The organism is Enterococcus sp. DIV0436a (assembly GCF_051711605.1).
Classification (GTDB): domain Bacteria; phylum Bacillota; class Bacilli; order Lactobacillales; family Enterococcaceae; genus Enterococcus_B; species Enterococcus_B faecium.
This window is the reverse complement of record NZ_JBIONA010000001.1, coordinates 2,056,898-2,069,995: the sequence shown is the minus strand read 5'-3', so window position 1 is coordinate 2,069,995 and position 13,098 is coordinate 2,056,898. Positions and strand designations below refer to the sequence as shown.

16 protein-coding genes are annotated in these 13,098 nt (G+C 39.5%); all 16 read left to right on the top strand.

Annotation, left to right across the window (positions count from 1 at the left end):
- Nucleotides 1-31 precede the first annotated feature (31 nt).
- The 16 genes from IGL15_RS10150 to recN all read left to right on the top strand — a co-directional run bounded on the left by IGL15_RS10150 (nucleotide 32) and on the right by recN (nucleotide 13,070).
- The gene (locus IGL15_RS10150; RefSeq protein WP_002289455.1) at nucleotides 32-523 is read left to right on the top strand and encodes a mannose/fructose/sorbose PTS transporter subunit IIB; all 492 of its coding nucleotides are present in this window, start codon (nucleotides 32-34) and stop codon (nucleotides 521-523) included.
- Between the two features lie 102 nt (nucleotides 524-625).
- Nucleotides 626-1,615 (top strand): mannose/fructose/sorbose PTS transporter subunit IIB, encoded by a 990-nt coding sequence (locus IGL15_RS10145; protein ID WP_002289456.1) that lies wholly within the window; start codon nucleotides 626-628, stop codon nucleotides 1,613-1,615.
- A 32-nt stretch (nucleotides 1,616-1,647) separates the two neighbouring features.
- On the top strand, nucleotides 1,648-2,451 hold the full coding sequence (locus tag IGL15_RS10140; protein ID WP_002294546.1) for a PTS mannose/fructose/sorbose transporter subunit IIC: 804 nt from the start codon (nucleotides 1,648-1,650) through the stop codon (nucleotides 2,449-2,451).
- 20 nt (nucleotides 2,452-2,471) lie between these two features.
- A complete protein-coding gene (locus IGL15_RS10135; protein ID WP_002298010.1) occupies nucleotides 2,472-3,386 on the top strand; it encodes a PTS system mannose/fructose/sorbose family transporter subunit IID in 915 nt (304 codons plus the stop codon).
- An 82-nt stretch (nucleotides 3,387-3,468) separates the two neighbouring features.
- On the top strand, nucleotides 3,469-3,843 hold the full coding sequence (locus tag IGL15_RS10130; RefSeq protein WP_002286668.1) for a DUF956 family protein: 375 nt from the start codon (nucleotides 3,469-3,471) through the stop codon (nucleotides 3,841-3,843).
- 138 nt (nucleotides 3,844-3,981) lie between these two features.
- Complete coding sequence (locus IGL15_RS10125) at nucleotides 3,982-4,227, top strand: GlsB/YeaQ/YmgE family stress response membrane protein (RefSeq protein ID WP_002286666.1); 246 nt, start codon at nucleotides 3,982-3,984, stop codon at nucleotides 4,225-4,227.
- A 171-nt stretch (nucleotides 4,228-4,398) separates the two neighbouring features.
- Nucleotides 4,399-5,463 (top strand): M24 family metallopeptidase, encoded by a 1,065-nt coding sequence (locus IGL15_RS10120; RefSeq protein ID WP_010728501.1) that lies wholly within the window; start codon nucleotides 4,399-4,401, stop codon nucleotides 5,461-5,463.
- A gap of 246 nt (nucleotides 5,464-5,709) precedes the next feature.
- On the top strand, nucleotides 5,710-6,135 hold the full coding sequence (locus IGL15_RS10115; protein WP_002286664.1) for an Asp23/Gls24 family envelope stress response protein: 426 nt from the start codon (nucleotides 5,710-5,712) through the stop codon (nucleotides 6,133-6,135).
- The gene (nusB, locus tag IGL15_RS10110) at nucleotides 6,128-6,577 is read left to right on the top strand and encodes a transcription antitermination factor NusB (RefSeq protein WP_002286662.1); all 450 of its coding nucleotides are present in this window, start codon (nucleotides 6,128-6,130) and stop codon (nucleotides 6,575-6,577) included. The genes IGL15_RS10115 and nusB overlap by 8 nt, the downstream gene beginning before the upstream one ends.
- Before the next feature lie 96 nt (nucleotides 6,578-6,673).
- Nucleotides 6,674-7,528, top strand: a complete 855-nt coding sequence (locus IGL15_RS10105) for a bifunctional methylenetetrahydrofolate dehydrogenase/methenyltetrahydrofolate cyclohydrolase (RefSeq protein WP_010728500.1) — start codon at nucleotides 6,674-6,676, stop codon at nucleotides 7,526-7,528.
- Entirely contained in the window at nucleotides 7,529-8,866 is a 1,338-nt protein-coding gene (gene xseA / locus IGL15_RS10100; RefSeq protein ID WP_002301369.1) for an exodeoxyribonuclease VII large subunit, read from the top strand.
- A gap of 4 nt (nucleotides 8,867-8,870) precedes the next feature.
- Nucleotides 8,871-9,095 carry an exodeoxyribonuclease VII small subunit gene (locus IGL15_RS10095; protein ID WP_002286657.1) on the top strand — a complete coding sequence of 75 codons (225 nt, stop codon included), beginning with the start codon at nucleotides 8,871-8,873 and terminating at the stop codon, nucleotides 9,093-9,095.
- A gap of 1 nt (nucleotide 9,096) precedes the next feature.
- Nucleotides 9,097-9,987, top strand: coding sequence for a polyprenyl synthetase family protein (locus IGL15_RS10090; RefSeq protein ID WP_010728499.1), 891 nt, complete (start codon nucleotides 9,097-9,099; stop codon nucleotides 9,985-9,987).
- Between the two features lie 8 nt (nucleotides 9,988-9,995).
- A complete protein-coding gene (locus IGL15_RS10085; RefSeq protein ID WP_002286655.1) occupies nucleotides 9,996-10,814 on the top strand; it encodes a TlyA family RNA methyltransferase in 819 nt (272 codons plus the stop codon).
- A 106-nt stretch (nucleotides 10,815-10,920) separates the two neighbouring features.
- The gene (locus tag IGL15_RS10080) at nucleotides 10,921-11,370 is read left to right on the top strand and encodes an arginine repressor (protein WP_002286653.1); all 450 of its coding nucleotides are present in this window, start codon (nucleotides 10,921-10,923) and stop codon (nucleotides 11,368-11,370) included.
- Between the two features lie 17 nt (nucleotides 11,371-11,387).
- Nucleotides 11,388-13,070 carry a DNA repair protein RecN gene (gene recN, locus IGL15_RS10075; protein WP_002286651.1) on the top strand — a complete coding sequence of 561 codons (1,683 nt, stop codon included), beginning with the start codon at nucleotides 11,388-11,390 and terminating at the stop codon, nucleotides 13,068-13,070.
- The last annotated feature ends 28 nt before the right edge of the window (nucleotides 13,071-13,098 follow it).

The following is a 13,098-nucleotide window of genomic DNA, read 5'->3' as shown; positions in this document are numbered from 1 at the left end:
GTGAAGTAGTGAGGAAGAAGGAGTTTTGCAGATGGATATTCGATTGGCACGTATAGATGATCGTTTAATCCACGGGCAAGTCGCAACAGTTTGGTCGAAGCAAACAGGTGTTGAACGTATCATTGTGATCAGCGATGTAGTCGCTCAAGATAAATTGAGAAAGTTTCTACTAAAAGAAGCTGCACCGCCGGGGATCACAGCAAATGTAATAACCGTGCAGAAAATGATTCAAATCTATCATAGTGGATTATTATCACGAGCAAAAGTGATGCTTTTATTCACCAATCCCCAAGATGTTGAAGCGGTTGTCCGCTGCGGTGTACAGTTGAAGTCGTTGAATATCGGCGGTATGAGTTTTACTGAAGGCAAATCAATGATTACCAATTTTGTTTCAGTAAATCAACAAGATATTGATTCCTTTCGTTACTTGAACAGTCAAGAAGTGGAGTTAGAGATTCGAAAAGTACCTGCTGACAGGAAAATCCTTTTGATGGAACTACTAGCGAAAATCAAAAAGGTGTAGCAAGAATGGTTGTTGGAAAAGGTCAAATAATTCTGTTGTAATGGTTAGCAATTATTAATATTTTTGAATTTGTTACAACAAAAGTAAATAGGAGGTATAAATATGGTAGGGATTATCCTAGCAAGTCATGGACAATTTGCTGAAGGAATCTTACAATCCGGTTCAATGATCTTTGGCGAACAAGAAAACGTCAAAGCCGTGATTTTGAAACCAAGTGAAGGTCCAGATGACTTGAGAGCCAAATTGGAAGAAGCGGTTGCTTCTTTTGATAATCAAGACGAAGTGTTATTCTTAGTTGATTTATGGGGCGGAACACCGTTCAATCAATCAAACACATTATTCGAAGAGCACAAAGATAAATGGGCAATCGTCAGCGGTTTGAATTTACCAATGTTGATTGAAGCCTACGCATCACGCTTTTCAATGGAATCTGCTCATGAAATTGCAGCACACATCATTGAAACAGCAAAAGACGGTGTAAAAGTAAAACCGGAAGAATTAGAACCGGCAGAAGCACCGAAAGCAGCAGTTGAAGACGCACAACCTAAAGGAGCACTTCCAGAAGGAACTGTGGTCGGAGATGGGAAAATCAAATATGTATTAGCACGTGTTGACTCACGTCTGTTACATGGACAAGTTGCGACAGCTTGGACAAAAGCAGTGCAACCAAACCGTATTATCGTTGTTTCAGATGCAGTATCAAAGGATGATCTGCGTAAGAGACTAATCGAACAAGCTGCTCCTCCAGGTGTAAAAGCAAATGTTATTCCTATTAGCAAAATGATCGAAGTAGCAAAAGACCCTCGTTTTGGAAATACCAAAGCATTGCTTTTATTTGAAAATCCTGAAGACGTATTGACAGCTGTTGAAGGTGGCGTAGACATCAAAGAATTAAATGTTGGGTCAATGGCGCATTCGGTTGGTAAAGTCGTTGTAAGTAAAGTATTGTCTATGGGACAAGAAGACGTTGAAGCGTTTGAGAAGCTTGAACAAAAAGGTGTGAAATTCGATGTACGTAAAGTACCTAATGATTCACGCGATAACATGGATGATATTTTGAAAAAAGCAAAAGCTGAATTAGCAAAAGCGTAATAAATAATATTAAAATTTATAGGAGGCTTATCATGTCTATTATTTCAATAATTTTAGTCGTATTAGTTGCCTTTCTAGCTGGTATGGAAGGTATTCTTGATGAATTTCAATTTCATCAACCACTAGTGGCATGTACATTGATCGGTTTAGTTACCGGTAACCTCGAAGCTGGTATCGTACTTGGCGGTACGCTTCAGATGATCGCTTTAGGTTGGGCAAATATCGGTGCCGCTGTAGCACCAGATGCTGCATTAGCATCAGTAGCATCAGCAATTATTTTAGTTTTAGGTGGACAAGGTGTTAAAGGTGTTCCTTCTGCGATCGCGATTGCCGTTCCTTTGGCTGTTGCAGGGTTGTTCTTAACAATGATCGTACGTACAATCGCTGTTCCAATCGTTCATTTGATGGATGCGGCTGCTGAAGAAGGAAACATCCGTAAGGTTGAAATGTGGCACATCATTGCTGTATGTTTACAAGGGGTTCGTATCGCGGTCCCAGCAGCAGCGTTGCTATTTATCCCAGCACAAACTGTGCAATCATTCCTTGAATCAATGCCAGCATGGTTAACAGATGGTATGGCTATCGGTGGGGGAATGGTCGTAGCTGTAGGTTACGCTTTGGTAATCAACATGATGGCTACAAAAGAAGTATGGCCATTCTTCGTTATTGGTTTCGTTGTAGCTGCAATTTCTCAATTAACATTGATTGCTCTAGGTGCTTTAGGTGTTGCATTAGCTCTTATTTACTTGAACCTTTCTAAAATGGGTGGTTCATCAAATAATGGAGGCGGAAGCAACTCTGGTGACCCTTTAGGCGACATTTTGAATGACTATTAATCTTGAAGGAGGAAAATAAAATGGCAGAAGAAAAAATCAAATTATCAAAAAAAGATCGTTTAGCTGTTGCGTGGCGCTCTACCTTCATTCAAGGTTCATGGAACTACGAACGTATGCAAAACGGTGGCTGGGCATTTTCTATGATTCCAGCAATCAAAAAATTATACAAAACAAAAGAAGAACGTTCTGCAGCATTAAAACGTCACTTGGAATTCTTTAATACACACCCATACATTGCTTCTCCAATTTTAGGGGTTACATTGGCACTGGAAGAAGAACGTGCGAATGGTGCGCCTGTTGATGATGTAGCGATTCAAGGGGTTAAAGTAGGTATGATGGGTCCTTTAGCTGGTGTTGGTGATCCAGTGTTCTGGTTTACAGTACGTCCAATGCTAGGTGCACTAGGTGCTTCATTAGCTATGGGAGGAAATATCCTTGGACCAATCATCTTCTTCTTAGGTTGGAACATTATTCGTTGGGCATTCATGTGGTATACACAAGAATTTGGCTACAGAGCTGGTTCTAAAATTACTGATGACCTTTCTGGCGGATTGTTACAAGACGTAACAAAAGGTGCTTCAATTTTAGGGATGTTCGTATTAGCTGCCCTGGTACAAAGATGGGTATCAATCAAATTCTTACCAGTTGTATCAACTGTAAAATTAGATAAAGGTGCTTACATCGAATGGGATAAATTGCCTTCAGGTGGTGAAGGAATCAAGAGTGCATTTGAACAAGTTAATAATGGCTTAGCCCTTTCTCCTGAAAAGGTAACAACATTACAAGACAACTTAGACCAATTGATTCCTGGTTTAGCTGCATTAGGATTAACATTGTTATGTATGTGGTTGCTTAAGAAAAAGGTTTCTCCAATCGTTATCATCCTTGGTTTATTCGTAGTCGGTGTTGTTGGACACGTCATCGGACTTTTATAATCCATAAAAATATAGCTCGGGCGTTGTCCCGAGCTTTTTTTATATAGTATACTGTTCATAAACAAATATCTGGAGGGAGAAAATGGTTCAATCAATCAATACAAAAGTAGACTTGGTAATTGATGCTACTTCGTTTACGGGTCTGACAGATTACGGGCAAATCATGATAGGTGATAATGGTTTTGAGTTTTACCATGCGCGAGATAGACGCAAATATATCCAAATTCCATGGGAAGAAGTGGATTATGTACTAGCATCAGTCATGCTAAAGGGAAAATGGATTCCTCGATATGCCATTCAAACGAAAAAAAATGGTACATACACATTTTCTTCCAAAGAACCTAAAAAAGTGCTTCGTGCGATCAGAGAATATGTAGATGAAGATAGAATGGTACAATCATTGAGTTTCTTTGATGTAGTGAAACGTGGTATTCGTAGTATGTTTAAACGCAAGTAAAAAATAAAGAAAACTTCTAAGAGGAGGTTTTCTTTATTTTTTTACTTTGCAGAAGAAAATATGAAATAGCAAAACCAATTATTTGTCCCCTTTAAATCCCATATGCTAAAATTGATTAGCAAAGAAGAAGGTTATATTATGAGTTGGTTATGGACATTGATTGTTGGAGCCGTGATCGGAGCAATTGCAGGTGCGATCACCAGTAAAGGAAATTCGATGGGCTGTGTAACGAATATCATTGCTGGACTAGTCGGTTCAAGTATTGGACAAGCGATTTTCGGCGAATGGGGACCAAAAGCTGCAGGTATGGCACTTATTCCATCTATTTTAGGCGCAGTGATTTTGGTAGCAGTTGTCTCATTTTTCTTTGGAAAACGATCATAAGTTTTTACAAAATAGTAAACTAAAAGGAGTTGCAGCGAGACTGTGACTCCTTTTTGGCTTTATTTATTTAAAATAAAAAGAAGTTTTCCGGAAATTTTTATTTAACTGTCGTGTACGAAGAAAAGTTTGCTATAATGGAAAAAAGCGTGCAAAGAAAGAGGGAGTTTCATTATGATGCTACGTGTAGAAAAATTGCGCAAAAAAATGCAAGAAGAAAATTTGGATTCATTTTTGGTTACCAGTCCGTACAATCTTCGTTACTTAACGAACTTTACAGGTACGACAGGATTAGCTGTTATTACTTTGGAAAAAGCATTTTTTATTACTGATTTTCGTTATACCGAGCAGGCGACAGCGCAGGCTCAAGGGTTTGAAATTATTAAAAATGTCGGACCTATTTTTGATGAGGTAGCAAACTTAGTAAGCAAAGAAGAACTGCACTCATTAGCTTTTGAGGAAACAACAGTCTCATTTTTAGAATATTCGGTTTTAGAAGAAATCATCGATGCGGAATTAGTACCTGTTTCACAGATGATCGAAGAACTCAGAGAAGTGAAAGATGAAGAAGAAATCGCTATTATCGAAAAAGCATGTCATATTGCGGATATGGCATATGATCACATCCTGAAAATGATCCAACCGGGCATGACTGAGATTGAAGTCGCAAATCAACTAGACTTTTATATGCGTTCTCTTGGCGCTTCAGGTGTTTCTTTTGATACGATCGTTGCTAGCGGATTGCGTTCGGCTATGCCGCATGGTGTAGCAAGCAAAAAAATCATCGAACAAGGCGACTTGATCACATTGGACTTTGGCTGCTATTACGAAGGGTACGTTTCCGATATGACACGTACATTCGCTATTGGTGATCCTGGGGAAAAATTAAAAGAAATTTATCAAATAGTCTTAGATGCTCAATTAGCAGTTATTGATGCTGCAAAACCAGGAATGACTGGTGTCCAATTAGACGCAGTTGCTAGAGATTATATTTCAAAACATGGTTACGGGGAAGCATTTGGACATTCTACAGGACATGGGATCGGTTTAGAGATCCACGAAGGACCAAACGTTTCTTCTCGTGCAGAAAAGCAATTTGTACCAGGAAATGTGATCACTGATGAACCAGGGATCTACTTACCAGGAATCGGTGGAGTACGTATTGAGGATGACTTGTTGATCACAGAAGATGGAAATCGTGTGTTGACTCGTTCACCAAAAGAATTGATCATCTTATAGTTTCATCAATAGAAGAAGTAAGCGTAAAAATCAGTGTTCACAGACTTTGTTATAGAAAATCACTCGATTTAATGATACACTATAGAAGAACTTTTAAGCTGTAAGAGATAATAAAGTTGGGTGTTTTCTCCAATTCATAGCAGTTTGCAGCTGATCGGCAGCAGTTTTCTTACCACGTGATCACTATAGCCGCATCATAGAGAATTCGGATGTATCTCGTGCTTAGGCAAAGGGAGGAATAAATAAATGGCAGATGAAAAAAATTTGATTTTAAACGCAAACCAAGATTTAGGAGAGATCGTGATCGCTCCTGAAGTCATCGAAGTAATTATCGGGATTGCAGCTTCTAAAGTAGAAGGCGTATACGGAATGCGCGGAACTTTTGCCAGCAATGTCACTGAATTATTAGGACGTGCAGCTCACGGAAAAGGTGTTTACTTAGCAAACGAGGAAGATGGCTTGAAAGTAGATCTTTACTGTTATCTAGAATATGGTGTTTCAGTTCCTAAAGTAGCAATGGAAATGCAGGAACGGGTCAGCCAGCAAGTCCTTTTCATGACGGATATCGATTTATCTGAAGTCAATATCCATGTAGTAGCTGTTGTTCCTGAAAAATTAGAACAACCAACAATCGAAGAACTTTTTGAAGACGAAGAGGAAGAGAATGAATAAAGAATTATCAAGACACGAGATTCGGGAAATGGCATTGCAGGCTTTATTTCCATTAGACTTCAATGCAGACCTAACAAAAGAAGATGCGATTTTCAACGCAATCGAATTAGACCACCGCGACATGATCAACGAAGATGAATCAGAGTTTGTTCCTGTTTATCTTGATACGCTAGTTGGCGGTGTCTGTGCAAAAAAAGATGAATTGGATAAAGTGATTGAAAAACATTTGAAAAACAATTGGCACATCAATCGGATCTCAAAAATGGATTTGGTGATCTTGCGTATCGCGATTTTTGAAATGACTTATGTGACAGATGTACCAGCGGCTGTTGCTTTAAATGAAGCAATCGAGTTGGCAAAAACATTTAGTGATGACCGTTCACGTAAATTCGTCAACGGTGTTTTATCCAATGTATTGAAAGAATTAGAAGCTGGGGCGTAAGTCCTAGCTTTTTTCTATGAATCATCATAAACCTGTTATAAATCGGGAAAATTCTATGGTAGAATGAAAACACAAAAAATATCTGGGAGTGGTTAGATGGCAGAATTGATTAACGGAAAAGAATTAGCTGAAAAAATGCAGGCAGAGATTGCTGAAAAAATCCAAAAATTGAAAGATAATGGTATCCATCCCGGATTAGTCGTTTTATTGGTAGGGGAAAATCCAGCCAGCCAAATCTATGTAAGAAATAAAGAACGTGTAGCAAAAGAAATCGGAATCCATTCATTGGTAGAGCGTTATCCTGAGACGATTTCTGAAGACGAACTACTTGCAGAAATTGAAAAATACAATCAAGATCCTAGTTTTCATGGTATATTGGTCCAATTACCATTGCCAAAGCATATAGATGAAGAAAAGATCCTGTTAGCTATCCGCCCTGAAAAAGACGTAGACGGCTTTCATCCGATGAATTTAGGCAGACTCCTTGCGGGGAAACCGGACAAGATTCCTTGTACTCCATACGGCATCATGAAAATGTTTGAAGCTTATTCTATCGATCCGGCGGGTAAACGAGCAGTAGTTATCGGACGAAGCAATATCGTCGGTAAACCGATGGCTCAGCTACTCTTGATGGCAGATGCAACTGTTACTGTGGCTCACTCTAAAACCGAAAATCTGGCTGAACTAGCACAAGAAGCAGATATCTTAGTCGTAGCGATAGGACGTGGACATTTTGTCACAAAAGAATTCGTAAAACCAGGTGCTGTAGTGATCGATGTAGGGATGAACCGTGATACTAACGGTAAGCTGATCGGTGATGTGAAATTTGATGAAGTGGAGCCTGTTGCAGGCTGGATCACCCCTGTGCCAAAGGGCGTAGGGCCAATGACCATCACGATGCTGATGTATCAAACCGTAAAATCTGCCGAAGCTTTTGGAGCAGGTGAATAGATGGCACAAGAATATTTAACTGTCACTACATTAACGAGGTATTTGAAACGTAAATTTGATGCCGATCCTTATTTAGAACGCGTATATTTAACAGGCGAAATCTCGAATTTCCGTTTACGCGCCAATGCCCATCAATATTTCAGCTTAAAAGATGACCATGCAAAAATATCTGCTATTATGTTCAAAGGAGCATTCCAAAAATTACGCTTCCAGCCAAAAGAGGGAATGAAAGTCCTTGTTGTTGGGCGTATTTCATTATATGAAGCGGGAGGTTCTTATCAAATCTATGTAGAGCACATGGAGCCTGATGGAATAGGTGCTTTATATCAAGAATTGGAAGAACGAAAAGAAAAGCTGATGAAGGAAGGCCTTTTTCAAGGGCCTAAAAAAATGCTGCCACGTTTCCCAAAGCGAATCGCGGTCCTTACCAGTCCAAGCGGAGCGGTTATCCGCGATATCATCACGACGGTGAAAAGAAGATATCCAATTGTCCAATTGGTTTTGTTCCCAACAGTTGTACAAGGAAACCAAGCAGCGGACAATGTTGTCAGGAATATCCAGAGAGTAGAAGAGATGGGCAATTTCGATACAATGATCATCGGTCGTGGGGGTGGTTCGATTGAGGATTTATGGCCGTTTAATGAAGAGCGGGTTGCTCGGGCGATTTATCAAGCTAATACGCCGGTGATTTCATCTGTAGGACATGAAACAGATACCACGATCGCTGATTTAGTAGCAGATGTTCGGGCTGCCACTCCAACAGCAGCTGCAGAATTAGCTGTTCCTGTTTTGTCAGAAGAGTTGATGCGCATTCAAGAACGGCAAGCTAGATTGCAGCAGGCGTTTGTACGCCAGATCCAGCGCAAACAAGAACGGTTCGAGCGTGCTCGACGTTCCTATGTATTTCGGCAGCCTGAAAGATTGTATGAAGGTCAGACCATCAAATTAGACCAGTTGAAACAGCGATTATATCAAGCTACACAGCAAATTTATCATGCGAAAGAAAAACAAACGATCGCATTAAGCCACCAATTGGAACAAGTGGCTCCGCTTTATCGAGTTAAAGCAGCTCGCCAAGAAACTGCTTATCTAGAAAAACGCTTAGAAGAGAAAATCCAACAATATATGAAACAACAGCAGCAGCGTTTTGCTCAAGCTGTTCAATCTCTTGATTTGTTGAGTCCATTGAAAATCATGGGAAGAGGCTACAGCTATACGACGTTAAATGATCAAGTAGTAAAAAGTGTCTCCGAGATTCATCAAGGGGATTTGCTGACGATCCATTATCAAGATGGAATCGTTAAAGGACAAGTACAAGAGATAGACAAAGGAGAATAAAAATATGGAAAATCCAACTTTTGAAGAGTCACTGCAAGAATTAGAAAAAATTGTCATGCAGTTAGAACAAGGAGACGTTCCATTAGAATCAGCTCTAGATTCGTTTAAACGAGGAATGGAATTAAGCAAACATTGCCAAGATACATTAGCTAAAGCAGAAGAGACCTTGACGAAAATGATGACAGAATCAAATGAAGAAGTTGATTTTGACGGAAACGAGGAAAGCTGAGATGAGATTAACTGACTTTTCAGCTATTCATCTACCTGCTGTAGAAAAAGAAATCTTGTCTTTTTTAGATGAGCATACAACGGATAGTGGACTCTATGATGCGATGAGTTATTCAGTGAAAGCAGGCGGGAAAAGAATACGTCCCTTATTACTTTTAACGGCCGTTGCTTCCTTTGATGAGCCTATTGATGTTCCCGTCTATCAAGTAGCAGCTGCTTTAGAAATGGTGCATACGTATTCCTTGATCCACGATGATTTGCCTGCGATGGACAATGATGATCTTCGTAGAGGAAAACCTACCAATCATAAAGTATTCGGCGAAGCATTAGCTATATTGGCCGGAGATGGTTTGCTTACAGGAGCATTCCAGCTAATCAGTATGGCACACTTAGGTAATTCTCCTAAGCTTCTGCTGCTTCAGCAATTAGCTGTTTGTGCGGGATCACAAGGTATGGTTGCTGGGCAAGCTGCAGATATCGAGGGCGAATCGAAAAAGCTTTCTTTAGAAGAATTAGCATTTATTCATGAAAGAAAGACAGGGCATTTGATTCGTTATGCCTTGCTGGCTGGTGGCATATTAGCGAAGCAACCTGAAGAAATCTTATTGCTACTTCAACGATTAGCCGAACATTTAGGTTTAGCTTTTCAGATAAGAGATGATCTACTCGATGTGATTGGTACAACGAAAACATTAGGGAAAACAGCTGGTAAAGATGAACGTATGGAAAAAAATACTTACCCGCGTTTATTAGGCCTAGAAAAGACACGTGAGGCGTTGGAGATTGAGCTGTTATCCGCCAACAAGATCATAGACAAATTAGAAGAGGACGTTTTTTCTTTTGATGGCGGGCTGATGCGCCAGATGATCAAGCAATTTGATGTGGAGAAATGAGGGAAAGAATGGAAAAAGAACGCGTAGATGTATTAGCGGTCAAACAAGGATTATTTGAAACAAGAGAACAAGCCAAACGTTCAGTTATGGCTGGTTTGATTTACAACGAAAAAAACGAGCGGTTTGATAAACCGGGAGAAAAAATTCCAGTGAGTAGTGAATTAAGAGTCAAAGGTAAAAAACTTCCTTATGTTTCTCGGGGTGGATTAAAATTAGAAAAAGCACTCAAAGCATTTGATCTATCTGTTGAAGGAAAAACATTGTTAGATATTGGTGCTTCCACTGGCGGATTTACTGATGCAGCTTTGCAAAATGGCGCAAAAATGAGTTATGCTTTAGACGTTGGCTACAATCAGCTAGCTTGGAAAATAAGACAAGATCCTAGAGTCGTCGTAATGGAAAGAGTGAATTTTCGTTATGCAAAACCCGAAGACTTTACCTTAGGAATTCCAGAAGTTGCTGTTATCGATGTTTCTTTTATTTCACTAAAACTGATGCTGCCTCCATTACATGCTATTTTAAAAGAAGAGGGAGAAGTGATTGCCTTAATCAAACCCCAATTCGAAGCAGGCAGAGAAGCTGTAGGGAAAAACGGAATTGTTCGTGACCCTCAGACCCATCAAAAAGTTTTAGAAGACATTTTGTCATTTGCGGCACAAGGTGGATATGATGTGCTGGAATTAAGTTATTCTCCGATCACGGGGGGAGAAGGAAATATCGAGTTCTTGGCTCACTTGAGGAAAGTACCCGAAAGCGGAACAATCAATTCAGCTATTAATATGGCAGAAGTGGTTTCAAATGCACACGAACAGTTTGACCATAAATAAATTGTAACTGTGAAAATCAAGTGAGAAGTATGCGGATTCTTCTTTATTATACCAAGGAAATAAGCTATCATTGATTAAGAAGAATATGCTAAGGAGCGAAGACGTAATGAGAAAAAAAGATCGGCATCGTTTGATTACTCGATTGTTGAGTGAGCAAGATATCCGAAAGCAGGAAGAATTTGTTGAAATCCTGAAAAGCAAAGGAATATCTGTTACTCAAGCTACGATTTCCAGAGATATAAAGGAACTGAAACTGATCAAGGTACCGGCTTCAGATGGCGGCTACCGTTATAGCATACCAGCTGAAACAAACGAAGATGTAAATACTAAATTGGAAAAACTATTAAAAGACGCTTTCGTGGCAGTTGACCAAATGGAAAAATTTGTTATTTTGAAAACATTGCCGGGAAATGCTTCGGCAGCAGCAAATTTGATTGATAAACGTTACAAGAAAGAATTATTTTCGATTATCAATGATGACGATAATGTTTTGATGATTACACGAACTGAAGACCAGGCAGTTTTATTGAAGAAAGACTTCCTGCATTACCTTTAAGTTGAGGAGCGAATGTGATGCTACAAGAAATCAGTATTACTAACTTTGCGATTATTCCGGAATTGCGGCTTTCTTTTCACGAAGGAATGACCGCGCTGACCGGAGAGACTGGTGCGGGTAAATCCATTATTATCGATGCTTTAGGTCTGTTAGCAGGAGGAAGAGGTTCAAGCGATTATATACGTCAAGGAGCAGAAAAATGTGTGCTTGAAGGGTTGTTTGAACTACCAAAACAAGAAGGATTCTCTGAACTGATGGTTGAATTAGGGATCGAAACAGATGAGGACAATCTGATTGTTCGACGGGATATGTCCTTAACTGGAAAAAATGTTTGTCGAGTGAATGGTCATATCATCACATTAGCTAATTTAAGAAGAATCGGCAGTTATTTAGTAGATATCCAAGGACAAAACGAACATCAGGAACTGCTCCAGCCTGAATCACATCTTGCTTTATTGGATCGTTTTGGAGATGTAGCTTTCCAACAGAAGAAAAAGAGTTATCAGCAAGAATATATCTCTTATCGTGAGCTGGAAAAAAGGGTACGAAAAGTGCAGCAAAATGAAAAATCCTATGTTCAGAGAATAGATATGCTCCATTTCCAGCAAGAAGAAATAGCTGCTGCTGATTTGCAAGTCGGAGAAGAAGAGAAATTAAAAGAAGAAAGAGAAAAACTTAGCAATTATCAAAAAATTGCTGATGGATTAGCTGCAGGTTACGGAGCACTGACGAATAATGAACAAAACAGTGTAGATGGTGTTGGCTTGGCCGTTTCAGAACTGCAAGGGATCGCCCATCTAGATGTGGAGTATGAAGCAATTTATGAAAATATCCAAAGTGCTTACTATTTGCTGCAAGATGCAATCGGCGATATGAGTCGTCAGATTGATTTATTGGAGTTAGATGAGAGTCGTTTAGAAGAAGTGACGCAACGTTTAGAATTAATCCGACAGTTGAAACGTAAATACGGCGAATCCATTGAGTCAATATTGGCTTACTATGACGAAATCACCGAAGAGCTAGCTTCTTCTGATTTTTCAGAAGGTCAATTGGACAAAATGAAAGAGGAACTAGAGCAAAAAGAGCTTCTACTTCAGCAACAAGCCGCAGATCTTCATGAAGCGCGTAAAAAAATCGCAAAAGAATTGGAAAAATCCATTCTGCATGAATTGAAAAGTCTGTATATGGAAAACACTGAGTTTGAGGTACGTTTCTTAAAAGAAGAAAATAGACAATTGAATCATGATGGATTTGACCAAATCGAATTTTACATTACGACCAATCCAGGAGAGCCACTGAAGCCTTTGGTGAAAGTCGCTTCTGGTGGCGAACTGTCTCGGATGTTGCTTGCTTTGAAAACTATTTTTTCTTCTGAGCAAGGTGTGACAAGTATTATTTTTGATGAAGTGGATACAGGTGTGAGCGGAAGAGTTGCACAAGCCATCGCAGATAAAATTTCTCAAATATCGAAATACTCTCAAGTTTTGTGCATCACTCATCTGCCTCAAGTTGCTGCAGTCGCCGACTATCAATATTATATTGTGAAAGCAGTGATTGATGGACGTACGCAAACTTCTGTTTCAGAGTTGAAAACAAAAGAAAGAGAAGAAGAAATTGCACGTATGCTGGCTGGAAGTGAGATTACAAAACTCACACTCGAACATGCAAAAGAACTATTGAAACTCGCAAAAAGGACCTGAGCCACCTCGCAGTGGTTCAGGTCCTTTT

Coding starts and splice junctions, on each gene's coding strand:
- IGL15_RS10150 (WP_002289455.1), top strand. CDS start 32: ATGGATATTCGATTGGCACGTATAGATGATCGTTTAATCCACGGGCAA.
- IGL15_RS10145 (WP_002289456.1), top strand. CDS start 626: ATGGTAGGGATTATCCTAGCAAGTCATGGACAATTTGCTGAAGGAATC.
- IGL15_RS10140 (WP_002294546.1), top strand. CDS start 1,648: ATGTCTATTATTTCAATAATTTTAGTCGTATTAGTTGCCTTTCTAGCT.
- IGL15_RS10135 (WP_002298010.1), top strand. CDS start 2,472: ATGGCAGAAGAAAAAATCAAATTATCAAAAAAAGATCGTTTAGCTGTT.
- IGL15_RS10130 (WP_002286668.1), top strand. CDS start 3,469: ATGGTTCAATCAATCAATACAAAAGTAGACTTGGTAATTGATGCTACT.
- IGL15_RS10125 (WP_002286666.1), top strand. CDS start 3,982: ATGAGTTGGTTATGGACATTGATTGTTGGAGCCGTGATCGGAGCAATT.
- IGL15_RS10120 (WP_010728501.1), top strand. CDS start 4,399: ATGATGCTACGTGTAGAAAAATTGCGCAAAAAAATGCAAGAAGAAAAT.
- IGL15_RS10115 (WP_002286664.1), top strand. CDS start 5,710: ATGGCAGATGAAAAAAATTTGATTTTAAACGCAAACCAAGATTTAGGA.
- nusB (WP_002286662.1), top strand. CDS start 6,128: ATGAATAAAGAATTATCAAGACACGAGATTCGGGAAATGGCATTGCAG.
- IGL15_RS10105 (WP_010728500.1), top strand. CDS start 6,674: ATGGCAGAATTGATTAACGGAAAAGAATTAGCTGAAAAAATGCAGGCA.
- xseA (WP_002301369.1), top strand. CDS start 7,529: ATGGCACAAGAATATTTAACTGTCACTACATTAACGAGGTATTTGAAA.
- IGL15_RS10095 (WP_002286657.1), top strand. CDS start 8,871: ATGGAAAATCCAACTTTTGAAGAGTCACTGCAAGAATTAGAAAAAATT.
- IGL15_RS10090 (WP_010728499.1), top strand. CDS start 9,097: ATGAGATTAACTGACTTTTCAGCTATTCATCTACCTGCTGTAGAAAAA.
- IGL15_RS10085 (WP_002286655.1), top strand. CDS start 9,996: ATGGAAAAAGAACGCGTAGATGTATTAGCGGTCAAACAAGGATTATTT.
- IGL15_RS10080 (WP_002286653.1), top strand. CDS start 10,921: ATGAGAAAAAAAGATCGGCATCGTTTGATTACTCGATTGTTGAGTGAG.
- recN (WP_002286651.1), top strand. CDS start 11,388: ATGCTACAAGAAATCAGTATTACTAACTTTGCGATTATTCCGGAATTG.